The organism is Ignavibacterium sp. (assembly GCA_032027145.1).
Lineage (GTDB): Bacteria > Bacteroidota > Ignavibacteria > Ignavibacteriales > Ignavibacteriaceae > IGN3.
The window spans coordinates 3,367,056-3,393,652 of the sequence record JAVSMP010000001.1 but is presented as its reverse complement, the minus strand read 5'-3'; the positions used below and the strand labels follow the sequence as shown (position 1 = coordinate 3,393,652).

The 26,597-nt window shown below is 34.1% G+C and carries 23 protein-coding genes; 19 read left to right on the top strand and 4 right to left on the bottom strand.

Features of this window, described 5'->3' with window-relative positions; genetic code table 11:
* Positions 1 to 18 precede the first annotated feature (18 nt).
* The 7 genes from nosZ to ROY99_14170 are packed head-to-tail and all read left to right on the top strand — an operon-like array spanning position 19 to position 6,221.
* Positions 19 to 1,977 (top strand): Sec-dependent nitrous-oxide reductase, encoded by a 1,959-nt coding sequence (gene nosZ, locus ROY99_14200; GenBank protein MDT3697531.1) that lies wholly within the window; start codon positions 19 to 21, stop codon positions 1,975 to 1,977.
* Positions 1,978 to 2,031: 54 nt separating this feature from the next.
* Complete coding sequence (locus tag ROY99_14195; GenBank protein MDT3697530.1) at positions 2,032 to 2,613, top strand: hypothetical protein; 582 nt, start codon at positions 2,032 to 2,034, stop codon at positions 2,611 to 2,613.
* Entirely contained in the window at positions 2,603 to 3,052 is a 450-nt protein-coding gene (locus ROY99_14190) for a nitrous oxide reductase accessory protein NosL (protein ID MDT3697529.1), read from the top strand. The genes ROY99_14195 and ROY99_14190 overlap by 11 nt, the downstream gene beginning before the upstream one ends.
* The gene (gene nosD / locus ROY99_14185) at positions 3,053 to 4,297 is read left to right on the top strand and encodes a nitrous oxide reductase family maturation protein NosD (protein ID MDT3697528.1); all 1,245 of its coding nucleotides are present in this window, start codon (positions 3,053 to 3,055) and stop codon (positions 4,295 to 4,297) included. It begins immediately after the preceding gene.
* The gene (locus ROY99_14180) at positions 4,294 to 5,010 is read left to right on the top strand and encodes an ABC transporter ATP-binding protein (GenBank protein MDT3697527.1); all 717 of its coding nucleotides are present in this window, start codon (positions 4,294 to 4,296) and stop codon (positions 5,008 to 5,010) included. The genes nosD and ROY99_14180 overlap by 4 nt, the downstream gene beginning before the upstream one ends.
* Positions 5,001 to 5,789: an ABC transporter permease subunit gene (locus ROY99_14175; protein MDT3697526.1), complete on the top strand. Its 789-nt coding sequence runs from the start codon at positions 5,001 to 5,003 to the stop codon at positions 5,787 to 5,789. Before ROY99_14180 ends, ROY99_14175 begins: the two co-directional genes overlap by 10 nt.
* A gap of 12 nt (positions 5,790 to 5,801) precedes the next feature.
* Positions 5,802 to 6,221: an Rrf2 family transcriptional regulator gene (locus ROY99_14170; protein ID MDT3697525.1), complete on the top strand. Its 420-nt coding sequence runs from the start codon at positions 5,802 to 5,804 to the stop codon at positions 6,219 to 6,221.
* Between the two features lie 239 nt (positions 6,222 to 6,460).
* Here the strand turns inward: ROY99_14170 and ROY99_14165 are convergent, their stop codons facing one another.
* Positions 6,461 to 8,089: a C69 family dipeptidase gene (locus tag ROY99_14165; GenBank protein MDT3697524.1), complete on the bottom strand. Its 1,629-nt coding sequence runs from the start codon at positions 8,087 to 8,089 to the stop codon at positions 6,461 to 6,463.
* A 407-nt stretch (positions 8,090 to 8,496) separates the two neighbouring features.
* Here ROY99_14165 and ROY99_14160 point away from each other — a divergent pair, with 407 nt between their 5' ends.
* The 6 genes from ROY99_14160 to ROY99_14135 all read left to right on the top strand — a co-directional run bounded on the left by ROY99_14160 (position 8,497) and on the right by ROY99_14135 (position 17,687).
* Positions 8,497 to 9,381, top strand: a complete 885-nt coding sequence (locus tag ROY99_14160; protein MDT3697523.1) for a cytochrome c — start codon at positions 8,497 to 8,499, stop codon at positions 9,379 to 9,381.
* Positions 9,382 to 9,408: 27 nt separating this feature from the next.
* Entirely contained in the window at positions 9,409 to 13,017 is a 3,609-nt protein-coding gene (locus tag ROY99_14155; GenBank protein ID MDT3697522.1) for a nitrate reductase subunit alpha, read from the top strand.
* A gap of 107 nt (positions 13,018 to 13,124) precedes the next feature.
* On the top strand, positions 13,125 to 14,675 hold the full coding sequence (narH, locus tag ROY99_14150; protein ID MDT3697521.1) for a nitrate reductase subunit beta: 1,551 nt from the start codon (positions 13,125 to 13,127) through the stop codon (positions 14,673 to 14,675).
* Between the two features lie 99 nt (positions 14,676 to 14,774).
* Positions 14,775 to 15,434: a hypothetical protein gene (locus ROY99_14145; protein ID MDT3697520.1), complete on the top strand. Its 660-nt coding sequence runs from the start codon at positions 14,775 to 14,777 to the stop codon at positions 15,432 to 15,434.
* A 9-nt stretch (positions 15,435 to 15,443) separates the two neighbouring features.
* Positions 15,444 to 16,172, top strand: a complete 729-nt coding sequence (gene narI / locus ROY99_14140) for a respiratory nitrate reductase subunit gamma (GenBank protein ID MDT3697519.1) — start codon at positions 15,444 to 15,446, stop codon at positions 16,170 to 16,172.
* 39 nt (positions 16,173 to 16,211) lie between these two features.
* The gene (locus ROY99_14135; GenBank protein ID MDT3697518.1) at positions 16,212 to 17,687 is read left to right on the top strand and encodes an MFS transporter; all 1,476 of its coding nucleotides are present in this window, start codon (positions 16,212 to 16,214) and stop codon (positions 17,685 to 17,687) included.
* Positions 17,688 to 17,824: 137 nt separating this feature from the next.
* Here the strand turns inward: ROY99_14135 and ROY99_14130 are convergent, their stop codons facing one another.
* Positions 17,825 to 18,916: a tellurite resistance/C4-dicarboxylate transporter family protein gene (locus tag ROY99_14130; GenBank protein MDT3697517.1), complete on the bottom strand. Its 1,092-nt coding sequence runs from the start codon at positions 18,914 to 18,916 to the stop codon at positions 17,825 to 17,827.
* A gap of 601 nt (positions 18,917 to 19,517) precedes the next feature.
* On the opposite strand from ROY99_14130, the gene ROY99_14125 reads away from it, so the two are divergent.
* From ROY99_14125 to ROY99_14105, 5 genes are all read left to right on the top strand, one after another.
* Entirely contained in the window at positions 19,518 to 19,985 is a 468-nt protein-coding gene (locus ROY99_14125; protein ID MDT3697516.1) for a CopD family protein, read from the top strand.
* An 83-nt stretch (positions 19,986 to 20,068) separates the two neighbouring features.
* Positions 20,069 to 21,376: a radical SAM protein gene (locus ROY99_14120; GenBank protein ID MDT3697515.1), complete on the top strand. Its 1,308-nt coding sequence runs from the start codon at positions 20,069 to 20,071 to the stop codon at positions 21,374 to 21,376.
* Between the two features lie 147 nt (positions 21,377 to 21,523).
* Complete coding sequence (locus ROY99_14115) at positions 21,524 to 22,174, top strand: hemerythrin domain-containing protein (GenBank protein ID MDT3697514.1); 651 nt, start codon at positions 21,524 to 21,526, stop codon at positions 22,172 to 22,174.
* A gap of 7 nt (positions 22,175 to 22,181) precedes the next feature.
* Positions 22,182 to 23,258 carry a hypothetical protein gene (locus tag ROY99_14110; protein ID MDT3697513.1) on the top strand — a complete coding sequence of 359 codons (1,077 nt, stop codon included), beginning with the start codon at positions 22,182 to 22,184 and terminating at the stop codon, positions 23,256 to 23,258.
* A gap of 35 nt (positions 23,259 to 23,293) precedes the next feature.
* The gene (locus tag ROY99_14105; GenBank protein MDT3697512.1) at positions 23,294 to 23,923 is read left to right on the top strand and encodes a molybdenum cofactor guanylyltransferase; all 630 of its coding nucleotides are present in this window, start codon (positions 23,294 to 23,296) and stop codon (positions 23,921 to 23,923) included.
* A 170-nt stretch (positions 23,924 to 24,093) separates the two neighbouring features.
* Here ROY99_14105 and ROY99_14100 read toward each other — a convergent pair whose 3' ends face one another.
* Together ROY99_14100 and ROY99_14095 are read right to left on the bottom strand one after the other, a co-directional pair.
* On the bottom strand, positions 24,094 to 24,531 hold the full coding sequence (locus ROY99_14100; protein ID MDT3697511.1) for a DoxX family protein: 438 nt from the start codon (positions 24,529 to 24,531) through the stop codon (positions 24,094 to 24,096).
* Positions 24,532 to 24,587: 56 nt separating this feature from the next.
* The gene (locus ROY99_14095; GenBank protein ID MDT3697510.1) at positions 24,588 to 25,862 is read right to left on the bottom strand and encodes a hypothetical protein; all 1,275 of its coding nucleotides are present in this window, start codon (positions 25,860 to 25,862) and stop codon (positions 24,588 to 24,590) included.
* Between the two features lie 284 nt (positions 25,863 to 26,146).
* On the opposite strand from ROY99_14095, the gene ROY99_14090 reads away from it, so the two are divergent.
* Entirely contained in the window at positions 26,147 to 26,578 is a 432-nt protein-coding gene (locus ROY99_14090; protein MDT3697509.1) for an Rrf2 family transcriptional regulator, read from the top strand.
* Positions 26,579 to 26,597: the final 19 nt, after the last annotated feature.

Genomic DNA, 26,597 nt, shown 5'->3' with positions numbered 1-26,597 from the left:
TAATAAAAGGGAGCGCTTATGAAAAACATTTCAAAAAAATTTCTATTTGGTGCATTTGGAGCTATGTTGCTGATTGTCCTGGCTTATGTAGGATGTAATCAGTCCAAAAGCTCATTATCAGGTAACGAAGCTGAAAGAGTTTATGTTGCCCCAGGTAATTATGATGAGTTTTATTTGTTTACTTCTGGAGGGTTTAGCGGGCAAATGGGAGTGTATGGGCTTCCTTCAGGAAGACATTTCAAAACCATATCGGTTTTCTCACAGAATCCTGAAACAGGTTACGGATATTCTGAAGAAACAAAAGCAATGCTTAACACTACTTATGGATTTATTCCATGGGATGACTCTCATCATCCGGAGCTTTCAATGACAGATGGTGTTCCTGATGGAAGATTTATTTTTATTAACGGAAATAATACTCCGCGTGTTGCAAGAATTGATCTGAAAGAATTTGAAACGAAAGAGATAATTGAAATACCAAATTCAGCAGGTAATCACGGTTCGCCTTTTGTAACAGAGAATACAGAATATATAGTTGCTTCTACAAGATTCAGTGTTCCGATCCCGCAAAGTGATGTGTCAATTTCATCATATAAAGAAAATTTTAAGGGAACTATTAGTTTTATTAAGCTTGATCCGCAAACGGAAAACATGAATCTGGAATTTCAAATAATTGTTCCCGGTTTTAATTACGATCTTGCTCATGCAGGTAAAGGTCCTTCACACGATTGGGCTTTCTTTACAAGTTATAATTCAGAGCAGGCAAATACACTGTTGGAAATTAATGCTTCAAAAAATGATAAAGATTTTATTGCTGCTATCAATTGGAAAAAAGCTGAACAATATCTTAAGGAAGGTAAAGCTAAAACTGTTTCTGCAGAGTATTATAGAAATTATGTGGATGAAAAAACCCATACTGCAGTCAGCCAGCTTAATAAACAGGTAAAAGTTCTTGATCCGAAAGACTGTCCCGGAATGATTTATTATCTGCCTACTCCAAAATCACCTCACGGAGTGGATGTTGATCCAACCGGTCAATATATCGTTGCAGGTGGCAAGTTAGCTACTGTTATTCCCGTTCATTCATTTGATAAAATGATAAAGGCTATCGAAGATAAACAGTTTGATGGTGAAATCAATGGAATACCTATTCTAAAATATGATGCTGTTGTTGCAGGCGAAGTTTCAAATCCAGGGCTTGGTCCATTGCATACTGAATTTGACGGTAACGGTTATGCTTACACCTCATCATTTATTTCATCAGAAATTGTTAAGTGGAAATTAGGTACATGGGAAGTTGTTGACAGAATCCCGACTTATTATTCAATCGGGCATTTATGTATTCCCGGCGGCGATAGTAAGAAACCCTGGGGTAAATATGTTATAGCTCTAAATAAAATTACAAAGGATAGATATCTGCCAACTGGTCCGGAGCTTACACAATCAGCCCAACTGATTGATATCACCGGCGATAAAATGAAATTATTGCTTGACTTCCCAACTGTCGGCGAGCCGCATTATGCACAGGCTATTCCTGCAGAGCTTATTATGAAAAACTCTCAGAAAATATACAGGATTGAAGATAACGGAAATCCTTATGCAGTTAAATCTGAGAAAGACACCCGTGTTGAAAGAAAGGGTAATGAAGTTCACATTTATATGTCTGCAATAAGAAGTCATTTTTCACCGGATAATATCGAAGGTATAAAGATTGGCGATGTGGTTTACTTCCACGTTACAAATCTTGAACAGGATTGGGATATACCGCATGGTTTTGCAATGAAAGGAATGAATAATTCTGAGTTGTTGATAATGCCCGGTCAAACACTTTCAATTAAATGGGAACCGAAGAAAGTTGGTGTATTTCCATTTTACTGTTCAGATTTCTGTTCAGCATTACATCAGGAAATGCAGGGATACATAAGAGTATCACCGGCTAATTCAAATATCCAACTATCTTACAGTTTAGGAAAATAATGAGTTGTTAAAGAGGAACTGGAAAAACAGTTCCTCTTCTTTTTTGAGGAAAATATGAAAACTAAATCGGCTGCTTTAATTGCCATTGGCGCAGTAATACTAATTCTTACCTTTTTCTTTCCGCTCTGGACGATTGATCTTGATGCACCACAGTATCCTGAAGGACTTGGTTTAAGAATCTGGCTGAATGAAATTTCAGGGCTTAGACCAAACGACCTGCAAAATATTAATGGACTTAATCATTATATCGGTATGAAAGTAATTGAGCCGGATGCAATACCGGAATTAGAAATTATGCCCTATATCATGATTTTTATGATTCTATTTGGTTTGTTAAATGCTTATCTGAAAAATAAAAAGCTAATCTACATCTGGCTGATACTTTTTGTTATACTCGGGGCAATCGGCATATATGATTTTTATATGTGGGCTTATGATTACGGACATAATTTAAACCCGAATGCACCGATAAAAGTGCCGGGAATGACATATATGCCGCCAATATTCGGCTCCAAACAATTACTGAATATAAGTGCAACATCATTACCATCTGTTGCAGCTATTGTAATTTTTATTTCGATTCTTTTAAATGTTGCTGCTTTGTATTTGAGTAGAGAAAGTAAAAATGCAAAATAAATTTAAATATAGTTTTTTCGTTCTGATAACAATATTGTTTGTCGGATGCAGTAAAGAACCAAAACCAATCAGCTATGGCGAAGATGAATGTGAGTTTTGCAAAATGCTTGTTATGGATAAGCGTTACGGTTCAGAGATGGTTACAGCTAAAGGTAAAATTTATTTTTTTGATTCGATTGAATGTCTCGTTGGCTATTTAGAAAATCAGAAAATGACAAAAGATGATTATCATTCTCTTTGGGTAAGTAATTATTCTGACCCGGGAAATATTATTAATGCTGAAACAGCTATCTATCTTAAGAATGATTCTTTGAGAAGTCCGATGGGGCTGAATGTATTAGCTGTTGAAAATGAAGCACAGTTAAATCCGGTTCTGCAGGAGTTTGGCGGTACACAATTGAAGTTTGAAGATCTGTCTGATCTTGTAAGAGAAATGTAATTGAAAATTCATTTAAGAATATCGCGTTTATTTTTTTTTCTGCTGGCAATTCAAATTACGATTTATGCTGATAAAATTATTGTAGATAAAAACACTACTGTAAGTTCTATCTCTAAAGCAATCGAAATTGCAAAACCCTACGACGAGATAATAATCAAATCCGGTTATTACAAAGAAGGCAACATTATAATTACAAAGCCGTTAAAGTTTATTGGTGAAAATAATCCTGTTATAGACGGTGATAATCAATATGAAATATTTACTGTCCATGCAGATGATGTTTCAATTTCCGGAATTACATTTAAAAATGCCGGTGTTAGTTATCTTAAAGAAAATGCTGCTGTAAGATTTGAAAATACAAAAAACGGAATTGTATCAGACTGCAGATTCTTCGGAAACTTCTTTGGTGTTTATCTGGCTAAATCCGGAAACTGCAAAGTGCTTAACAACTATTTTGAAGCTTATGGCAAAAAAGAAACTTCATCCGGCAATGGTATTCATTTATGGTATTGCCGCGACAGCCAGATAACCGGTAATAAAATAAAAGGGCACCGCGATGGAATCTATCTTGAATTTGTCAGGCAGACAATCATCAGTAAAAATTATGGTGTAAATAATTTAAGATATGGTTTGCATTTTATGTTTTCTGACAGCTGTAAATATTATACAAATCATTTTGAAAAAAATAGTGCCGGAGTTGCCGTAATGTATTCCCGTTATGTTGATATGGAAGGAAATATGTTCAATAATAATTGGGGACCTGCTTCCTATGGCTTGCTGCTTAAGGATATTTCCCGAAGTAAAATTCTGAAAAATTATTTTATTGAAAATACTACAGGAATATTTATCGAAGGCTGTGATGGCTCCGAGTTTTTTTATAATCAGTTTGAAAAAAACGGCTGGGCAATTAAACTAATGGCAAACTCGATGGAAAATATTTTCAGTTCAAACAATTTTATTGCAAATACATTTGATCTGTCAACAAACAGCAGACAAAATTTTAACCAGTTTAATGCAAATTACTGGAGTAAATATGACGGCTATGATCTTGATAAAGATGGCATTGGCGATGTTCCTTACAGACCGGTTAAGCTGTATTCAATTATGGCACAACAAAATGAACCATCATTGATCTTATTAAACAGCTTGTTTATTGATTTACTGAACATTGCAGAAAGTGTTTTTCCTTCATTAACTCCTGAAACTTTAGTTGATCAATCGCCCTTGATGAGGAAACTAAATTGATTGAGCTGAAAAACATAGAAAAGACTTTTGGCAAATATCAGGTTTTAAAAAATATATCCTTAAAAATTGAACCTGGTAAAATAACTGCTATTGTTGGTCCAAACGGCTCAGGTAAAACAACAATCATTAAATCAATTCTTGGTCTAGTACAGCCTGATAAGGGAGAAATTCTTTTAAACAATAAATCTGTTATTAAAGAACATCTTTACAGAAAAGATATTGGATATATGCCTCAGGCTGCAAGCTTCCCTGATAACCTTACTGTTAATGAAGTATTCAGTATGATCAGTGATTTAAGAATGCAGCAGATGAACGGTAATGCGGAGTTAATAAACATATTAAATCTACAGACTGAACTAAATAAAAAAATCAGAAATCTTTCCGGCGGCAATAAGCAAAAGGTAAGTGCTTGTATTGCTTTAATGTTTAATCCGAAAATAATTATTCTTGATGAACCTACTGCCGGGCTTGATCCTGTTGCATCTGCAAATCTTAAAAGAAAAATAATAGAACAAAGAGATGCAGGAAAAACTGTAATTCTTACTTCGCATATTATGGCTGAAATTGAAGAGCTGTCAGATAACATAATTTTCCTGATTGAAGGTAAAATTGTTTTTGATGGTTCACTTAAAAACCTTGTCGGATTAAGCGGAGAAACTAAACTTGAAAATGCAATTGCAGCTATGATGAATAAGGATTTTAAATGGGACTGATTTTAAAAATCATAAAGTTTGAGTTTAGCAATTCACTGAGAAGTAAATGGATAATATTTTACTTTTCTTTCTTTTTAATTCTGTCTTTTTTAATGTTCAACTTTGAAGATGAAACAGGCAAAGCAGTATTAAGTCTGATGAATATTGTACTGATAGTTATTCCATTAGTAAGTATAATTTTCGGAACGATGTATGTTTATAACTCGAATGATTATATACAAATGGTTCTTTGTCAGCCTCTTGACAGAAGATCGCTTTATTTTGGATTATATCTTGGCAATGCTGTTCCGCTTGCTTTAAGCTTTGTAGCCGGAATATTTATCGGATTTATTTTTACCGGTGCAAACACTGAAGGCATTGCGCCTGTTTTAATCCTTACGATAAACGGCTTTGCTCTTACACTTATATTTACATCAATTGCGTTTTTAACTGCAATAAAGTTTTCTGATAAAGCAAAAGGTTTAGGAGCTTCAATTCTTATCTGGCTGATGCTTGCAGTAATTTACGATGGATTGATTTTATTCATTACTTATTTTTTCAGAGACTATCCTATTGAAAATATTATTCTTGGGATCAGCTTAATAAATCCGATTGACCTGGCAAGAATATTTTTCATACTTGATTTTAATATTTCTGCTTTGATGGGATATACAGGTGCTTTGTTCAATAAATTTTTCGGTACCTCGATGGGCGTTCTGGTATCAGCCGGTTTGATGGTTTTATGGTTTATTATCCCGTTTCTTTTTGGATTGCGAAGCTTTAATAAAAAAGATTTTTAACTGAGTTATTCAATGGCATCATTCTTTTCTAAAAAATGCGAGTATGGATTACAGGCGGTTATTTATTTAGCCACTAAAGAGAACAATAAATTATACTCAGCAAAAGAAATATCTGAAGAGCTGAACATACCAAAAGAATTTATATCCAAAATTTTACAAGACCTGACCGATAAAGGAATGGTTTTTTCGCGCAAGGGAAGAGACGGCGGTTTTAAACTTGCAGTCAATGCAGATGAAATAAAGCTGATTGATATTATAAAAGCAGTTGATGGATTGGATATTTTTAAAAGCTGTATTCTCGGATTTAATAACTGCAGGAAATATAAAAAGTGTTTTCTTCAGGATGAATGGAGTAATATATTAAACCAAACCTATAATATGCTGAGCAATGAAACGGTTGGCAATTTTAAGGAGAAGTTTCTCCACGCATAATTGCTTTTAAATACTAAATGTAATTTCTCACTCAGCTGTTGATTAATAGAAACAGTGAGATAAATTCATCAGTATCAACACTTATTTTATTTTTTTGCTGCTTTAATGTATTACGACTAACTTTCAGATAATCTTTTTATCTGGACTTTTCCCAAGTGATAGGTTTGGAGCAAATATTTTTTCAAAGTTGCTTAATGTATTAATACCATTAATCACCAAATCTAATTTCTTCACTCAAGCTACAACTCACCTACGCCGTCGCGTTCTTGTCGCAATCTGTATTTTTCTAACTTCTCTTTCGGAATTGTCTTCAGCCAGGACTCTGGATAACCAATTTCCTGCGGTCGTCCTTTATCATTTTTTATATAGCCATCATTGTATTTTGTTATTAGAAAATCGCCAAGGTCCCACCACTTCTGAATTCCGGTTTCAGCACTTTCAACACAATATTTAGTAAGGTATTTCTCCACCTCTGCAGGATTTTCCGTTAATAACTTTTTAGCTTCAGCTTCAACTTCTGATTGTTTGCCGAAGAAATCATTTTCAATTTCATCCTGAACTTTTTGAATATCCTGGATCATATAGCTCCATCTAAGATTTGCATAATTAGCAACAAAATTAAAAGCCCACCAGGCAGACTCGCGCGTAAATTTACTTAACTTACCAACAGTATAAGATTTTGGTAAAGAAGTTATGGAAGTATAGAACGGCGCGAAGAAATTAGTATAAGGATTATCTAACCCATACCAATATATTCCGCCAATTTCATCCGGCAGATCAGTGCGTGGTTCTGCAACAAAAACAAAAGCTGCCTGCTGAGTAGCAATTGGTCTTTCCCATGCATATTTATTTCCATCAACTTCCCATTTCATCGGACGCCATTTATCAGGTGCATTAAAAGGACCGGCAGCTAAGTCCTGTGTCATATCAAATTCAGTTCCTTCATAATGATCTCTGTGCAATTCAATTACATCCTTAACGTCAAGTTTATTATCAGCTTTGATGTAAAGAGGATAAGGCAATGCATTTTCTTCAAACGAACTGTATGCTGGACTTAGGTTTAGTGAAGGTGAAACTCTTCTGAAAATACTCCAAACCCTTCTTGCAGAATAACGCACCTGCTCTTCTGTCGGAGGATTATAAGCATCTGAAAAACTAAACGGCTTTCCTTTTGAAGGATCGAAGTAACCCTTTTCGGTTGCAAATGAAATTACATTTTTTGAATAGATGCAATTTTCAGGATCGTTAAGTGGAAATTCATGTATGCGGGACATATTTGCATGTGCAGAAACATATCCATCTGGAATTCTTATCGCAACCCATATTGCACCTTTACCGCCTTCACCGGGTCCAATCATCTCCATTATCCAAGCTTCTTCTTTATCTGCAATAGAAAAAGATTCACCTGTGCTTGCATAACCATATTCTTCAACAAGCGAAGTCATTACATTAATTGCTTCGCGTGCTGTCTTAGAGCGTTGTAATGCAATAAGCATCAAAGTATAATAATCAAAAGATCCTTTTGTATTTTCCAGCTCAGGTCTTCCGTCCCAGGTTGATTCACCAATTGCAACCTGATATTCATTCATCAAACCAACAACCCTGTATGTATGTTCGACTTGTCTGATGCTGTATTTTTGACCGTACCAGTTTGAAAGCTCAAGCATTTCACCCGGTTTATGATCAGATGCAGGGAATAAGCTTAGGATCGGATGAAACTCTCCATCACACGAATAAGTAATAATCGGTGAGCCGGTTTTTGAAACGCTCTTCGTAACGATTATCGAAGTGCAGGCTGTACTTTGTGATGGAATAAAAAGAGAAAATAACAGAATAGAAAAAAGCAGTATGGTCAGATTGGTTTTCATGTGGCAGTGTCTTTCAAAATTGTACGATTGTTTTTGCAAAACTAAAAAATATTGGTTAAGAAATAAAAGATTTATCAGAGTAATTCTGCTTCTCTCAAACTGACAGAGAATCCTGATAATAGTTTGAAATCAGGGATTATTATTTATAACCGGATTTATAATAAATATAAGAATTAAAGGCAGTTTATCTTTTGTTATACCTCTTTTCGGATAATAAATAATATTTCCAAATTTTCTTCAAGAAAAGAAGAGAAATAAAAATAGATTTTTAGAAGCTCATTATTTGCAATTTATATTTATAATAATTATCTATGCTCAACCTTAGAACAGGTTTTTAGTACGGAGCAGATATTATAGTGTCCTAATTAACAAAAGTTTAATAATCATTTGCATTTGAAAGGTGAAAGATGTTTTATACTTCTTTTAGAAACTACAATGGAAAGTTACTCACCTTTACAGTTTTATTTTTACTAACATTCAATCTATCATCATTTTTATATCCGCAATCGCCTGGTGAGACGACATTTAAAGGTATTTGTCAAGCTTGTCATACCATAGGTAAAGGAAAGCTGGTTGGACCTGATTTAATAAATATACAGGATTTAAGACCTGAAAGCTGGCTTATAAAATTTATCAGATCATCTCAAAGTATGGTTAACAGCGGTGATGCTGATGCTGTTGCTATTTTTAATGAATTTAATAAGTCAATAATGCCGGATCAGAATTTATCTGATGCAGAGATAAAAGATGTTTTAAGTTATATCAAACAGCAATCAACTGGTGCAGTTGTAACTGAAATTCAGCCGATCGTATTAAGCTCAGGATTAACGCTTGAACAGGCGCGTGATAATGAATTTACTACCGGCAGAAAAATATTTTCGGGCGAGCAGAGATTAACTAACGGCGGACCTGCTTGTATTTCCTGTCATAATGTTGTTAATGACGAAGTAGTGAGCGGCGGGCTTTTAGCACTCGATCTAACTAATGTTGTTACACGTCTTGGAGTAAATGGAGTTCATTCCATCATTTCAAATCCGCCTTTCCCGGTTATGAAAGCAGCATATTCAAATCATCTGGTTACAGCAGATGAATCATTTTATCTTACTGCTTTTTTAAAGAATGCTGATTTCGTTGTTTCATTGCAGGAACCCGCAACCCCTCAACAGATATTTTTATATGCAGGAATTATTGGCGGAGTTATTCTGTTCGGTGTTTACGGAGTTATCTGGTGGAAACGAAAAAGAAAAAGCGTCAATGACTCAATTTTTAAAAGACAGTTAAAATCAATTTAATATTTATCTAACAGTGAGAAATTTTCTATGAGTTGGATTAAGGATTTAATATCACCTCAAACCCGTAAGTGGGAAGAGTTTTACAGAAACCGTTTTCAGCACGATCGTATTGTAAGAAGTACACACGGTGTAAATTGCACCGGCGGCTGTTCATGGCAGGTTCATGTTAAAGATGGAATAGTTGTATGGGAAACACAGCAGCTTGATTATCCTCAATTAGAAGGTTCACTGCCGCCTTATGAGCCCCGCGGATGTCAGAGAGGAATTTCTTTTTCGTGGTATTTATACAGCCCGCTGAGAATTAAATATCCGCTTATCCGAGGTGCTTTAATAGATGCCTTTAGAGAAGAAAAACTAAAAACCGGTGATGCATTAACTGCTTGGGAAAATCTTCAGAACAATAAGGAAAAAAGAAAAGCTTATCAGACAGCCCGAGGTAAAGGCGGATTTAGAAGAGCTACCTGGGATGAAGTGCTTGAGATAATTGCTGCGGCTAATATCTATACTGCTAAAAAATATGGTCCGGATAGAGTTATTGGTTTTTCACCCATTCCTGCAATGTCTATGCTTAGTTATGCTGCTGGCAGCAGGTTTCTTCAATTGTTCGGTGGTGTTAATCTTAGTTTTTATGATTGGTATTGTGACCTTCCGAATGCATTTCCCGAAATATGGGGAGAGCAGACCGATGTTTGTGAAAGTGCAGATTGGTATAACTCTAAAATGATTGCTGTAATGGGTGCAAACCTTAATATGACAAGAACACCAGATGTGCATTTCTTTGCTGAAAGCAGACACAATGGAACAAAGACAATTGTTTTTTCGCCGGACTTTAGTCAGGTAGCAAAATTTTCTGATCAATGGTTTCCTCTTCATGCCGGCAGTGACGGTGCATTTTGGATGGCGGTTACACATGTTGTTCTTAAAGAATATCATCACGAGAAAAAATCACCTTACTTTATAGATTATGTAAAAAAATATACTGATTCTCCTTTCCTTGTTGAGCTTGAAGATAATAATGGTAATTTTAAGCCGGGCAGACTTGTTCGAGCAAACAGAATATCTGAATTTAAAGATATTAATAACGGAGACTGGAAATTCTTAAATATTGATTCCAAATCCGGTAAGCTTGTAGTACCAAAAGGTACTATCGGTCACAGATGGGATTCAAAACAAGGCAACTGGAATCTTAAATATGAAAATGAAACCGATAATAAAGAATACGATCCTGTGTTAAGTCTTACTGAATCTAATGATAAAATTTTGCAGGTAGAGTTTACGGAGTTCGGTTTAAATACTAAACGTTTACGAGGTGTGCCTGTAAAACTTATTGAAACAAGCGATGGTAAGAAAATACCTGTTACAACTGTTTATGATTTGATAATGGCACAGTATGGAGTTGACAGAGGATTAGGCGGTGATTATCCAAAAGATTATTCTGATAAAGACTCTTCTTATACTCCGGCATGGCAGGAAGTTTTTACGGGAGCTGATTCAAAAGCAGTAGTAAGCTTTGCAAGAGAGTGGGCTCAAACTGCAATCAACACTGAGGGTAAATGTATGATTATCATCGGCGCCGGTGTTAATCATTGGTTCCATCAAAATCTTATTTATCGTGCTGGTGCAATGGCTCTTATGATGTGCGGATGTGTTGGGAAAAACGGCGGCGGCTTAAATCATTATGTTGGGCAGGAAAAGTTAGCACCGCAGGATTCCTGGTCAAATATTGCATTTGCAAGAGATTGGGTTGATGCAGTACGATTACAACAAACTCCTTTGTGGCATTATATAAATACTTGTCAGTACAGATATGACGGAAAGACTTCAAAATATAATGCTGTGCCGGATAATGAATTGGCAAATAAACACATGGCTGATATGATATTCAAATCAGTTAGGATGGGATGGATGCCGTTTTATCCGCAGTTTAATAAAAATAGTCTTGAACTTTCTAAAGAATGTAATTCAAATGATCCGGATGAATTGAAGAAAATTGTTTTAGAAAAAATCAAGAATAAAGAAATTGAATTTTCAATTGCAAATCCCGATCAGGATACAAACTTTCCTAGAGTGTGGTTTATCTGGCGTGGTAACGCAATAGCCGGAAGTATGAAAGGACACGAATATGCCCTTAATCATTATCTTGGAACTCACACAAATATTATTGCAAAAGACAGTGAAGATAAAACCGAAGAGGTAAAGTGGCATGATATAGCGCCGGTTGGTAAAATGGATTTAGTTGTTGATTTAAATTTCAGAATGGATTCATCCGCACTTTATTCTGATATTGTTTTACCTGCAGCCTCCTGGTACGAAAAGGATGATTTAAATAGTACTGATATGCATTCTTTTATACATCCTTTATCTGCTGCTATCCCTCCGGTATGGGAAGCAAAAACTGACTGGGATATTTTTAGAAATATTGCATGGGCAACCAGTCAAACAGCTAAAAAACATTTAAAGCAAACTCAAGTTGATGTAGTTACAAGTCCTCTTTCCCACGATTCACCGGATGAAATTACTCAGCCTTCTATGAAGGATTGGTATTTAGGCGAATGCGATGTTATCGCAGGGAAGACAACACAGAAAATTACAGTGCTTCAAAGAGACTTTACCAAAATTTATGATAAGTATATCTCGCTGGGACCCAATATAAAAAGCAAAGGTTTGGGCGCTCATGGTAATCATTATAAGTGCGATGACTTCTATGATGATATGATAGACTCTTATCATTTTCCGGTTGAAAAATTCGACGGCAAAACCTATCCATCAATTAAAGAAGATGTTTCTGCTGTTAATGCCGTTCTTTATCTATCATCTCTTACTAATGGCGAGTTAGCATACAGAGCTTATAAATACATGGAAACAAAAACAGGACTTGTGCTTGCTGATCTGGCAGAAGGCAATAAAAATGTCAGAATAAATTTTAAAGACTTACAAGCACAACCAAGAAGATATCACAACTCGCCGGTTTGGTCAGGTTTAATGAATGATGGTAGAGCCTATTCAGCATATACATATAACGTAGAGCGTCTGGTTCCATGGCGTACATTAACCGGAAGACAGCATTTTTATCTTGATCATGATATGTATCTTAGCTTTGGTGAAAATCTGCCTACATATAAACCTTCTCCAAGGTATCAGGCTTATGGTGATTTAAAAGAAACTTTAAAATTCGGTGAAGCTAAAGTGCTTAACTGTTTAACACCGCATGGTAAATGGCATATTCATTCAACGTATATGGATAATATAAGAATGCTTACTCTTTCGAGAGGTATGGAGCCATGCTGGCTTAATGAAGAAGATGCTAAGGAACTTTCAATAAATGATAATGACTGGGTTGAAGTTTATAACGATCACGGGGTTTATTGCACCAGAGCTGTTGTCAGCACAAGAATACCAAAAGGTGTTTGCATCGTTTATCATACCGTAGAAAGAACAATATCAATTCCGAAATCACAAGTTCGTGGAAATAAAAGAGCCGGTATGAATAACAGTATAACAAGGATTCATTTGAAACCTAATCTGCTGGCTGGCGGATATGCTCAGTTTTCGTATCATTTTAATTATTGGGGACCATCGGCACCGAACAGAGATACGCACGTTGTTGTTAAAAAGATGGACAAAGTTAATTTTTAATTTATCTATAGAAAGTGATGATTTATTATCCTGAAAAAACAGGATAAAAGAAATTGAAAAATCAGATAGAAAAACAATAATCATTAATAAATAATAATTAAAATATTATGGATGTAAGATCACAAATATCAATGGTGTTTCATTTAGACAAGTGCATCGGCTGTCATACTTGTTCAATTGCATGTAAAAATATCTGGACTGATCGTAAAGGTGCTGAATATATGTGGTGGAACAATGTTGAAACAAAACCAGGTACAGGTTATCCTTCTAAGTGGGAAGATCAGACAATCTATAGAGGAGGCTGGGAGAAAAATAACGGAAGCATTTCCTTAAAAGGATCCGGAAAGTTTAAAGGACTGGCAAATATTTTTCATAATCCGTACCTGCCGGTAATTGATGATTACTATGAGCCATGGACTTATAAATATCTGGACCTGATCGAATCACCTGAGCAGGATGATCAACCTGTTGCAAGACCAATTTCTCTGATTACCGGAAAACCAATTGATATAAAGGCAGGACCTAACTGGGATGATGATCTGAGCGGGACACCTGACTATGCAAGAAATGATCCTAATCTGGAAAATCTTTCTCCTGCTGAACAGGAAGCGATGTTTCAGCTTGAAAAAATGGCAATGTTTTATTTACCGCGAATCTGTAATCATTGTCTTAACCCTGCTTGTGTTGCTTCTTGTCCATCTGGTGCAATTTATAAAAGAGGCGAAGACGGCGTCGTTCTGATTAATCAGAATGTTTGCCGTGCCTGGAGAATGTGTGTTACTGCTTGTCCATATAAAAAATCATATTATAACTGGCACACAGGAAAGTCGGAGAAATGTATTTTATGTTATCCCAGGCTTGAAGCAGGATTAACTCCAGCCTGTATGCACTCTTGTGTTGGAAGAATCAGATACTTAGGTGTAATGCTTTATGATGCTGATCGTATTCATGAAGCAGCTTCTGCTAATGATAATAATCTGATCGAAAAGCAGCTTGATATTATTCTTAATCCGTTTGATGAAAAAGTTATTGCTGCAGCAAAAGCTAATGGCATTGCTGATTCAACCTTACATGCAGCACAGAATTCACCCGTTTATAAATTTGTAAAAGAATGGGGACTTGCACTGCCGCTGCATCCTGAATTCAGAACTTTACCAATGCTATTTTATGTTCCGCCATTGTTGCCTGTTATGGCATCTTTAAGCGAATCAAAGAATGGAGCACAAAACGATAAACTGAATCCGATTGCAAAAAGATGGGATGATAACTGGTTGTATGATACAAGTACCGAAGAACTTTGGGGAACTATTGAAAAAGCAAGATTTCCATTGCAGTATATGGCAAATCTTTTTGGTGCCGGTGATACCTCTAAAATAAGTCCTGTTCTTAAAAAGATGATGGCTGTTAGAATACACAGAAGAAGTGTAACGGTTGGTGATCTATCCGCTGAAAAAGTTAATTCTGCTTTAACAGATACAGGATTAAGCCCTGAACAGGCAGATGCAATTTATGCTTTGACATCACTTGCAAAATTTGATGAAAGATTCGTTATACCGCCAGCTCATCGTGAACAAGCAATTGAAATGCTGGAAAGTACTGCTGACGAAAAAGGTTCAACCGGATTTGGATTTAAAGAAAGACCAGTTAGAGGAGTGTGATTGTTTTAAGATGTATAATTAATCAAAGTAAGTTATTAATAGGTAAACAATTTTAATATGCTTGATGATTTTGTAATAAATATAAACCCGGACTAATGAATGAGTTTTAAATCAGAAATTTATAAACAATTTGCCTCAGCATTAACTTATCCGGATGAAGAAGTTCGAAAGACAGTTAATCAAATGCAGAATTTATTGGACAATGATTATCCTGGTGCTTCTGAAATGATGGCTGAGTTTTTTGAATTTGCAAAATCAATATCTATCTGGAAATGGGAAGAAATATTTACGCGTACTTTTGATGTGCAGGCTATATCAACTCTTGATATTGGTTATACTTTGTTCGGTGATGATTATAAAAGAGGTGAATTGTTAGCGAACTTAAACAGGGAGCATAATAAGGCCGGCAATGATTGTTCTACAGAATTAGCTGATCATTTACCAAATGTTTTAAATCTATTAAGTAAACACGATGATAATGAGTTTAAAAATGATCTTGTTGGATTAATTATTATACCGGCGCTTAACAAAATTATTGATGAGTTTGAAAGTACTAATATAGATAAAAAGAATAAGGTCTATCAAAAGCATCATAGAACAATTATACAGCAAGAAAAGAAATACGGAACAGTTTATCAGTCTATTCTAAAAGCATTATTGATAGTTCTGAATACAGATTTCGGCAGAGATGTTAATAACTCAGCCGATGGAAGTAATTTTAAGACTGAATTTGCCAAAGAAATGGAATTACCTGAATAGGAAAATATTATGACATTACTAAATAATTTTCTCTTTATAGCACTGCCTTATATAGCACTTATTGTTTTTTTGATAGGTACTATTTATAGGTATAAAAGTAAAAAGTTTAAGTATTCATCTTTATCGTCCGAATTTCTTGAAGGCAGGAAGCTTTTCTGGGGTTCTGTTCCATTCCACTATGGAATTGTTTTTCTGTTCTTCGGGCATTTGACTGCATTTCTGTTTCCAAGGGAAGTGCTATTGTGGAACAGCCATCCTGTAAGATTAATAATTCTTGAAATTACAGCATTTGTTTTTGGTATTACAACATTCGTTGGAATAATTCATCTTTTTATCAGGAGAAAAACCAATCCAAGAATCAAGATGGTTACAAACAAAATGGATATGATAATAGAGATATTGTTAATTGCAGAAATATTTTTAGGTTTATGGATTGCATACGGTTATCGCTGGGGCTCTTCGTGGTTTGCTTCTGTACTATCACCATATTTAATATCAATTTTTACTCTTAATCCCCAAATTGATCCTATTATTAATTTGCCGCTTGTAATACAGTTGCACATAGCAACAGCCTTTTTAATTGTGCTGCTTATTCCATTTTCAAGATTAGTCCATTTTCTTGTCTTTCCGCTAAGTTATTTATGGAGACCGTATCAAAAAGTTATATGGAATTGGAATAGAAAAAAAATTCGGAATCCACGCTCTATATGGTCGGTAACAAAATCTAAAAATAATTAATTAACTATTCTTTTATAGTTACAGGGTGAGATTAGTGTTATGAATATAGAAAAAGCCGACTTCAGGTCTTACAAAATTTTATTTCTTAATACTCTTGCATTTATGCTCTCATTTTCTGCCTGGACAATTAATGGAATACTGGTAGCATTTCTTGTTGATAATAATGTATTTAAGTGGAGCAGCGTAGAAGTTGGTTGGCTGCTCGGTATTCCGGTTTTATCGGGTGCAGTTTTCAGATTTCCGATTGGTATTCTAACTGATAAATTCGGCGGAAAGATTGTTTTTACTTTACTGCTTGTTCTTTGTTCTGTACCGATGTATCTGCTTTCATTTGCTAATGATTATTTAATCTTTGCAGTATTAAGTTTTTGTTTTGGGATAATTGGTTCAAGTTTTGCCTGCGGAGTTGCTTATGTATCACTTTGGTTTCCCAAAAAACAGCAAGGAACTGCACTTGGTATTTTTGGTGTTGGAACTATCGGTACTGCTTTAACAGCGATATTCGCACCCAGATTATTAAATATGTTAACTGACAATGGAGTGAATATTGAAAGTTGGAGATATCTGCCTCAAATCTATGCAGCTGTTCTGCTGATTATGGGGATAGTCTTCTTTCTGTTTTCAAACAAAAGAGTTCCTGAAAAGAAGAAATCATTTAAAGAGCTTACCAAGCCTTTAAAACAAGTGCAGGTTTGGCGTTTTGGCTTGTATTATTTTCTGGTATTCGGATGCTTTGTTGCTTTTTCTCAATGGTTGATTCCTTATTATGTGAATGCATATTATATGTCGCTTATTACAGCAGGACTTCTAACTTCTGCATTTAGCTTACCTTCAGGGATTGTACGTGCTTTAGGTGGATGGCTTGCAGATAAATTCGGTCCGCAAAGAGTATTGTTTAACGTGTTCAGCGTATCAATTGTTTTATCATTTCTGTTGATATTTCCTAAGATGGAGATTTACTCACCCGGTTCAGGTATTATGGCTGATCAAAGCGGAGTAATTACTGAAGTGAATGAAAATGAAATAATTCTTGATGACCATAAATATCCATTGATAAAAAAGTCTTCTGATTTTAATCCCGAATCTGATGAAACTCTTGTATTGCCTAAAATAGAATCCTGGAACGAGCCGGCGGTTAAAGTAGGTGATCAGGTTCAGAAACGAGAGCTGCTTGCCAAAGGTGTTACGAGGATTTTCTTTCAGGCTAATGTCTGGATATTTTCTGGATTTGTGTTCTTAATTGGTATTGTCTGGGGGCTTGGTATGGGTGCAGTTTATAAATTTATTCCGGAATATTTTCCTAATGAAGTTGGAGTAGTAGGCGGAATGGTGGGTGTGCTCGGCGGTTTAGGAGGATTTATAGCACCGATAATTTTTGGATATGTGCTTAGTTTTTCAGGAGTTTGGACTTCAAGCTGGTTTATGATGCTGATTCTTGCAGCTATCTGTTTAACATGGTTACATAAATCTGTAACAAAAACTTTGGACCCAAAAGTGGTTGAGGGTCTGGAGTAAATTAATTGTAAGAAAATAATTCTTGTCATTTGCGGATTAAATAGGAATCTTATTAAAAATTTAATAGAAAAATCTTCACACTTCTGAGATAATTACAATTGTGAAGAAGATAAATCTGGTATTAAAAATTTGATTGTCTAAACCGCACTTTTGCTGATCAGCCATTTAAATTGAATTAAAACTGATTTAACAAATCCGGCAAACGCTGCTAACCATGCTATAAGAGCTATGTAAATAAAATACTCAGGCACTTTATCCAAGAAATGAATATTTAATGCATAAGCCATACGGAATGTGCAGGCAGTGTACATCCCAAGAGGGAAGACAGCTCCCCAATATAAAGGATCATATTTAAGAGGAAACCTTTTATAGATATGTCTCCAAATAGCGAGTATGAAAAGCATTGGTATCCACCATGTACCTGTAACCCAATAAAAAATTGTAAATCCTTTTATAAATGGTAGCAGGGATTGCACAAAAGGAGCATTATCAGTTTCTAAAATTAAGAGTGAACCCGCAAGAGTAGATATTGCCATTGCACCCATGTTTATCCAATAAGGTGGCGAAAGGTCTCCCGGAACAAATTTAAAAAAAGTATAACGATAAAAGATAAGCGATATCATCCAGATATAAAGCATGCCGCCCCAAAGCCACATACAAAGAGCTAAAAAATTCATTTGTAATTTAAATGGTTGCGACAGATTAGTTGCAAGTAATGTGCTAAGTACTGCAATAGATTGTGTTGCGACAACTGCCAGAAGCCATGCACCGGTAATTCCTTCGTCTAATGGCGGTTTATTTTCTTTTACAGTAAATCCAGTAAAGATTGAATAGTTTAAAATAATCCAGGCAGCAAGTCCGATTATCCAAAGAATAAATGATGCTGAATGATTATCATAAATAATTATAAACTGACTGCCAAGAATGCATGAACCAGCAACAATGGTAAAAAAACCCGGTCCTTTCTGATGATCAATCATATCCTTTAAGAATTCTTTGTGATAAAATAGAAGTCTTAAAAGAGTTAAAAGCACAAGCGAAATGTAAAACCATAAATTCAGCCAGAAGAGCAGATATGCTATCCAATTAATTTTAAGTAGATAGCAGGAAATAGAAATAATACCCGTGGACATAACCATCGCGAAATATGCAGACGGAAGATTTTTTATAATCTCTCTTAATCGGATTAAAGAGTTTCCACTGTGTGGAGTATTAGTTTTGTTACTCATAGTTAAGTGAAAATTAGTGAATAAAAAAGGAATGTTCCAAATTCTAAAAAAGAATATTGCAAAAAAAAAAAATTATTTTGTTCTTCAATTGAAATTTTCTAAATTTTATTATGAAATATGGGCAATGACTGATAAGTTTACTATATAAGCGAATGAGTGTGTCAGAGATTCGCGGTTATAAGTTGGTAAATCCTATGAGAAAAAAAATCACAAAGCTACACTTATCTTAATCTTCTCCTGTCTCAGAGGCAATAAATATTCATAAAAAAAGACCCGCGATTTAAATTTCTATAAATATATTTAATTCCATTAGTGTAATAGCAGTAATTTATTAATTCAAAGTAAATGTAAAATTTTTGCAGAATGAAAAACAAGAAGTAGAATTGTTTAAAAAGACAGAAAGGGTTCAAATGAGAATATTTTAGCAATCAATAATCAAAACCATAATTTGTAGATGTAATATTGAAATTTTAATGAAAGCAAATTTATCTCCACTTTATTTATAAAGGGAAGAGCAGTAAAACAATACTGCAGCATCGATAGAATATCTTGGTTAAGTCTTTAATAAACATTCATTATTAAAAAATATAAGGAATAAAATATGGCTGACCAAACAATTAATTTTTTTCATCTGCTCGGTACATCAGTATGGATCGGCGGTATGATATACACTCATTTTATTTTATTGCCATCAGTATCCAAAATAGATCCTGGTGAAAGCGGTAAACTACAGGGCATAGCTGCTAAAAGATTTTCTATAATTGCCTGGGTTGCAATAATAATTCTCATTATAACTGGCTTCCTAAAAACTCCTGGTGAAATGTTATTGAATATTTCAACTCAATTTGGTATCGTTCTTCTTATAAAACATATTTTTATCCTCGGTGTTGTTTTGGTTGGAATTGTAATCGGCGGAATAGTTGTTCCGGGATTACGAAAAAATATGCCAAATCCCGGTGAAAAGCCCAGGGAAAAATTCTTATTATTCAAAAAAAGATTAGAGTTACTTGCAACAACGAATTTAATACTTGGAATATTGATACTAATTTGTGCATCAATGCTTTGGTAATGAAACGAAGAGTACTTTATAAAGAAAGTTTAAAATCAAAATAATTATTTAAAAAATTTTGTTAATAAATAGGAGCAACAAAAATGGAAAAGCCATATTTCCCAATTGAATCACTCTATAGAATGCCCTGGACAATGCCAGATAACGGCATAACATGGCTCGAGCCAACATCGCAATGTAACCTTAGTTGTTACGGATGTTACAGGAAGAATATCAAAGATTCACATAAATCCATTGAACAGATTAACCACGAACTTGATTTTTTCCAGTCACAAAGAAAATCAGATTGTATCTCTATAGCTGGCGGTGATCCTCTAGTATATCCGCATATTATTGAACTGGTAAAGGAAATAAAATCAAGAGGATTAAAACCGATTATTAATACTAATGGAATAGCTCTTACAAAAGAACTACTTCACGAGCTTAAGAAAGCCGGAGTATTTGGCTTTACATTCCACATAGATTCAAAGCAAGGAAGAGGTAGAGAAGAAAAATGGCGTAACAAAAATGAAGTTGAGCTTAACGAACTTCGTTTTTATTATGCAGATATGCTTGCTGCTGAAGGAGGAATAGCTTGCTCATTTAATTCAACAGTTTATGGAGATACGCTTCAATACGTTCCCGAACTCGTTGCCTGGGCACAGAAACATATTGATATAGTTGATACGATGGTTTTTATTTTATTCCGATATATAACTCCAAACACTCCGTTTAATTTTTACGTTGGTGACAGCAAGATCATCTGGACGGATATTCATTATCATTCAGATCAGGAAGAAGTTGTAGATTTGAAATCACCGATGATTATAGAAAAGATCCGGGAAAAATTTCCTGAATTTACACCATCTGCATTTCTTAACGGCACTCACAAAGCTGATGATTATAAGTGGCTGCTTTCTGAAAGAATCGGGACGAAGGATAAAATTTTTGGATACACTGGTAAGAAGTTTATGGAACTGGTAATGATATCCTATCATTTTATGTTTGATAAATATCTGAGTTATGCTTCTCCAAAAACATTACGAATGGGCAGATCAACAATGTTTCTTCTCTCTGTTTTTGATAAAGGAGTCAGAAAAGCATTAAAAAATTATCTGAAATATCTGGTGGTAAATCCATTGAGATTATTTAAAAGAGCACATCTGCAGTCAATTTTAATTATTCAGCCTCCGGATTTAATGCCCAATGGAGATCAGAGTATGTGTGATGGATGTCCTGATATTACTTATTGGAAGGACAAAGATGGAAAAGAAAAACTTGTTTGGTCCTGCAGACTGGAAGAACCGATGAAGTATGGTGATTTTCTTAGGATGGTTCCCAAAAGAGAAAAAGGTACAGAGAAAGAAAAAGAAAATGTTCTACACTACAATTACAATAATTTAGCGGATTAAACTTTTTTCTTATACGGGCGGCTGATAAAAAATCCTTTGTTATTTATAAGTGAGTGGTAATATGTGTGCTTTCAGGATACTCACTTTAATGAGTTTAATAGTTATATTAAAACATATTATTTCAGAAATATAGGCTAAATAATTATTATGGACTCAGATAAATTAAAAAACAATGACCCAATTAAACGCTTTGTAGAAAAAGACACCGGCAGTGAAGAGCTTTCACCAATGGATCCGCCCGATGCTTACGATCCACAAAATATTGAATCTGTTCCTTATGAAAATATGCATCCTTTTATCCAGAAATTAATGGATGAACATAAAGCATTTACTGAAGTTCTGATCAAGTTTGAAGAAGCATTATTCAAATGGAAAAACAACAACTGGGTTTTTAATGACGAGATTAACAAGGGATTAAAACAATTTTTTACTTTTTTTGATGAGAAAGTTCCGATTCATAACTCAAAAGAAGAAAAAAAATTATTTCCGCTTCTGCATAAAAAACTGATTGAGAAAGGAGAACACAACTCTGCCGATTCATCTATTACCGGAATTAATATAATGGAAGATGAACACATAAAAGTTGCACAGGTTGCAGCTATTGTTTTTAATTTTCTCGGTTTGGCAGCCAGGCTTCCGGATCAGCGGTCAAGAGAAATTACTTATCAGTCAGTATTTAATCAGGGAATGGCAATTATTGAAACAATGAAATTGCATATCTTTAGAGAGGAAAATATTTTATTCACTCAAGCTATGAAGTATTTTACTGAACAAGAATTCAATAACATGACCGATTAGAATAAAATTGACTGAAGTTAAAATCCAATCCCAATCAGAAAATCTTTATAAGGAATCATTCCTTTCTTTATCAAAAGCAGGAAAGATTACAGCACTTTGGGCATTAAGCGAATCAACATTGGGCGGATTGCTCCACGCATTAAAATTGCCTTTCCGCGGCATGATTATATCAAGCGCTGCTATAATTCTCATCGGAATGATTGCAAAATTTTCTGATAAGCGCGGACAGATAATAAAATCTACTTTTGTTGTGATTTTTATTAAAGCTGCTATTAGTCCACACAGCCCTGCAACTGCTTATCTTTCAGTTTTGCTTCAGGGATTAATCGGAGAGTTATTATTCTTTTCTAAAAGATTCACTTTAATCTCGTCCTTAATATTTGGAATTGTTATTTCATTACTTAACGGATTTCAAAGAGTTTTGGTATTAACACTGATCTATGGAAATACTCTGTGGAAAAGCATAGATGATCTTTTAAACTATATTGCTAAAGACTGGTTATTTATTCCAATAAATAATCAAGTTCAATTTAGTTTTGTATTGATTATTTTATATGTAGGAATGCATTTGCTGATTGGTATTGCTGCTGGGATATTTGCATATACAATTCCCAAATCGGTTGAAAAAAAACTTAGTGAACCCGCTTTATTTATACCCATTGTTGATACTGTATCAGAAGAACAGAAATTAAAAAAAGCTAAAAGAAGGAAATGGTTAAAGCCATCAGCAATAATAATATTACTTATTGCATCAGTGATAGTAATCCTCAATTATTTTTATCCCCTGTCTGATAAAATAGTTGTTAATGATATTCTGATTATGATTGGCAGATCAATACTTATAATGTCATTATGGTTTTTTGTTTTTGCCCCGAGAGTTAAGAATTATGTTAAAAAGTTTTTCTATAACAGGCAGAATAAATACGCAAAAGATATTGATTTGTATTTATCATCAATTCCAACTTTAAAAGGATTGATTGCAGCCAGTTGGAAAAGCAGTTCAAATCGCAAAGGGATTAAAAGGCTTAATCTGTTTATTGTAACTTCACTGGTTTATCTTCTTCAGGATTATAAATCAAATTGATTCCTAAAAACATTTATTCAATATGGTTATAAGAAATGTATGATGATATTACAGGAATAATCCTTTCAGGCGGTAAAAGCAAAAGGATGGGTGTTAATAAAGCATTGTTAAAGATTGGTAATGAAACATTGATTGAAAGAGCCGGTAATTTAATGTCAGGTTTATTCAGAAAAGTTTTATTGATTACCAATACTCCAGAAGAATATAGTTTTCTCAGACTGGAAACTTTTGAAGATATTTATAAAAATGTTGGACCCCTTGCAGGCATACATTCAGGATTATTCCATTCATTAACAGAAAAGAACTTTATTATTGCTTGCGATATGCCGTTTATAAATAGAGAACTTATTGAATTTATTATTAACTATAAAACAGATAAACATATTACAATTCCAAATGCTGAAGGAAGTACTCAACAATTATGCGGAGTATTTTCAAAAAGTATCTTGACTGACATAGAAAGACTTATTAAAGAAAATTTATTAATTAATAATGAACAAGAGTATAGAAAAAATATCAGTTTTAAAGTTCAGCATCTATTCCAAAGCATAAGCACTGAAATAATAGATATTGAAGCTAAGTTTGATAAATATAAGAAAGGAATGTTTTTAAACGTAAATCAGAAGGACGATTTTGAAGTAGCAATAAAAAGATTTAATGAATAAACAAGCTTACGATTCTTGGCGGATGATGCAGTAATTTATTACATGCAAAAAAACAAAGTCCGCAAAGGTTTTATTAAATTTGCAGAAGCGAAATTGTGATAAAAATATAATGAGGGATTTAAAGTCCGCTCCTCATTGGAAAAAATACACAAGGGAAAGAATTTAACAAATCATCCTTTAGTGTTACTTTCCTGTTTCTTTTTCTTTAATCTCCAGTCCACACTTAACGAACCCGAACCAAAAATAAAGTAAACTAACAGTAAAACAAGAACAAGAACTGATAATTCCAACGACTGTCCGACTGTAAGCAATCCTTGTTTAAGATGTATAATAAAAACTGCTCCAAACAGAATTGGAATCTGAATCACAGCAGCAAGCCGTGTAAGAAAACCGATAGCTAATAAAAATCCACCAGCAACATGAGCAATTGTTATGTATGAATACCACCAGTAAATTTTATCTTCGCCTGCAAGACGGGTAATAGTATCAGGGTCTGAAAAAAGTAAAATACCTCTTACAAAAAGTGCTGTGCCCAAAAAAATTCTGATAAGAGAATAAGCAAGCGAACTATTGTCATCTAAAATTGACCAAAAGTTTTCAGATTTCATCAGCTATCCTTTAAGATTTATTAAACATTCATCAACAGTAATTGAACAGATTAAATTTATTTTTTAGTATTAATATCTTCTTGAACTTTTGTCAGAAGATATTCAGCAACTGCTTTTGCTTCATCAGGTTTTAATCCTGGATTTGGCATCGGGGGATATTCTTCATTAACCCGAACCGGATTTCGAATAAATGAAATTAGCTGCTTTTCTTTATTAAAATATTTCGGGATTACTTCATCGTGAGGCGGACCAACTAATTTTTTATCAAAAGCATGACACGGTGCGCATTTTACTGTATAAACCTCTTCTGCATTGATTACTAATGCTTTATCTTCACCCCTTAATGCTGCCAGATGAATATTATATTCACTATTTAGTTTTACAAAATTGAACTGGTTAGCACCGTAAATAATCTTCTGATTATTCAAACCATAAGTAAGCAAGAAAACTATAATTACAGCTATAAGATAAGCGGCGATTGTTTTATTGCTTTTTTTGTAGAGGAGATAAAAAAGATGGTATCCAATAAAAAGAAAGATAAGACCAATGACTAAGTAAAGAAAATAACCGGCAGTCAGATAGCTCTCAGGCATCATCTTCATATCTATAATAATAAATACAGGTATAAAACAAGCAGCCGTAAAAGCAATATTTAAAATAAATTTTTTTGCAATCCCCGAGTATTCTTCATCATCTTCTTTCTGCGTGTTTTTAATATTGAAAATTCCGAAAGCGAGATATGCTCCTGTTATTACAAGAGATATCAACAATAAAAGTACGAACCTGTTCAATACAACTGAAGTGAACAAATATCCGATTGCAGTTGTTGTTTGTGATGACTCAATAAACACTGAATTTGTAAGTGCAGCAATAAATAACCACAAAGAGAAAAACAAACTTATCGAACCAATCAGACCGGAATAAATATCTGTTTGTCTGAAATCGTCAAATGAATTTTTGTAACTGTAAACTAAAATCAAACCAATAAGCGAAAATAATAATGAGTAAACAAGATATTCCTGAACAGAAGAACTCTGAGACTGAAACAGTTGAGAAAAAATGATAATCATAGTTATAATTGGTATAACACAAAACGCTATGCCGGTTGTTTTGTTAAACAAAACTATATCCATAATTTCTTTTGAAAGTCGCCTGTAATTTGCATTAAGACTTTTACTCACGTTCTTTTTTAGATAGAACGATAAAACAGTACCCCATAGCGCAATACTGCTGAACAGAATGAAAAGAAAAATCATTATTAACAGCATATAGCCTAAAAGTTCAATATGCTCAAATGATTGTGGTAGTGCAAGTTTATTAAGCCAATCCATTGGTAAAATATTTTTTGTTTAAGAATTAATTTATTAATGCAATCGATATCAGAATTAAAATGACTGTATCAAATCAATTATAAAGACAAGTGATTAATCATAATCAGATATTAAAGTCGTGTTTAAGATAGCACTATAATTTATTTCTGTCAACGGTATTTAATACGAAAAAAATAATATAATTATAGAAAATAAAGACTAATACGTTTATTCTTTCTTGATTATGCTGCATAACTTTTTTATTTTAAATCAGATAAAAATATCTGATTTTTTTTGTTTATTATATGACAGTTTTGTTTTCCAAAAAATGTGAATACGGTTTGCAAGCTGTATTATTTATGGCAGCTCTGGAAGAAGATCGTATTTGTTCTGCTGAAGAAATCTCAAATAAATTAAACATACCTAAAGAATTCACCTCAAAGATTTTACAAAGTTTAACAGCAAGCGGAATAATTGAATCCAAAAAAGGGAAGACCGGAGGTTTCAAACTTGCAATCCATTCATCAAAAATAAAATTAATAGATATTGTTGAAGCGATTGACGGTCTTGAGAGTTTTAATTCATGTGTCCTTGGATTTTCCAACTGCTCTCCAAAAAATCCTTGTCCTGTTCACAAGGAATGGGGAGAATTAAGAAACAAAGCCTATGAAATGCTTAGTTCTGAAACGATAGATAAATTCAAAGAAAAAACATTAAATAAAATCAGTGTTCTTTGAAAATTATTTTAAGATAAAT

Coding starts and splice junctions, on each gene's coding strand:
- nosZ (MDT3697531.1), top strand. CDS start 19: ATGAAAAACATTTCAAAAAAATTTCTATTTGGTGCATTTGGAGCTATG.
- ROY99_14195 (MDT3697530.1), top strand. CDS start 2,032: ATGAAAACTAAATCGGCTGCTTTAATTGCCATTGGCGCAGTAATACTA.
- ROY99_14190 (MDT3697529.1), top strand. CDS start 2,603: ATGCAAAATAAATTTAAATATAGTTTTTTCGTTCTGATAACAATATTG.
- ROY99_14175 (MDT3697526.1), top strand. CDS start 5,001: ATGGGACTGATTTTAAAAATCATAAAGTTTGAGTTTAGCAATTCACTG.
- ROY99_14170 (MDT3697525.1), top strand. CDS start 5,802: ATGGCATCATTCTTTTCTAAAAAATGCGAGTATGGATTACAGGCGGTT.
- ROY99_14165 (MDT3697524.1), bottom strand. CDS start 8,089: ATGAAAACCAATCTGACCATACTGCTTTTTTCTATTCTGTTATTTTCT.
- ROY99_14160 (MDT3697523.1), top strand. CDS start 8,497: ATGTTTTATACTTCTTTTAGAAACTACAATGGAAAGTTACTCACCTTT.
- ROY99_14155 (MDT3697522.1), top strand. CDS start 9,409: ATGAGTTGGATTAAGGATTTAATATCACCTCAAACCCGTAAGTGGGAA.
- narH (MDT3697521.1), top strand. CDS start 13,125: ATGGATGTAAGATCACAAATATCAATGGTGTTTCATTTAGACAAGTGC.
- ROY99_14145 (MDT3697520.1), top strand. CDS start 14,775: ATGAGTTTTAAATCAGAAATTTATAAACAATTTGCCTCAGCATTAACT.
- narI (MDT3697519.1), top strand. CDS start 15,444: ATGACATTACTAAATAATTTTCTCTTTATAGCACTGCCTTATATAGCA.
- ROY99_14135 (MDT3697518.1), top strand. CDS start 16,212: ATGAATATAGAAAAAGCCGACTTCAGGTCTTACAAAATTTTATTTCTT.
- ROY99_14130 (MDT3697517.1), bottom strand. CDS start 18,916: ATGAGTAACAAAACTAATACTCCACACAGTGGAAACTCTTTAATCCGA.
- ROY99_14125 (MDT3697516.1), top strand. CDS start 19,518: ATGGCTGACCAAACAATTAATTTTTTTCATCTGCTCGGTACATCAGTA.
- ROY99_14120 (MDT3697515.1), top strand. CDS start 20,069: ATGGAAAAGCCATATTTCCCAATTGAATCACTCTATAGAATGCCCTGG.
- ROY99_14115 (MDT3697514.1), top strand. CDS start 21,524: ATGGACTCAGATAAATTAAAAAACAATGACCCAATTAAACGCTTTGTA.
- ROY99_14105 (MDT3697512.1), top strand. CDS start 23,294: ATGTATGATGATATTACAGGAATAATCCTTTCAGGCGGTAAAAGCAAA.
- ROY99_14100 (MDT3697511.1), bottom strand. CDS start 24,531: ATGAAATCTGAAAACTTTTGGTCAATTTTAGATGACAATAGTTCGCTT.
- ROY99_14095 (MDT3697510.1), bottom strand. CDS start 25,862: ATGGATTGGCTTAATAAACTTGCACTACCACAATCATTTGAGCATATT.
- ROY99_14090 (MDT3697509.1), top strand. CDS start 26,147: ATGACAGTTTTGTTTTCCAAAAAATGTGAATACGGTTTGCAAGCTGTA.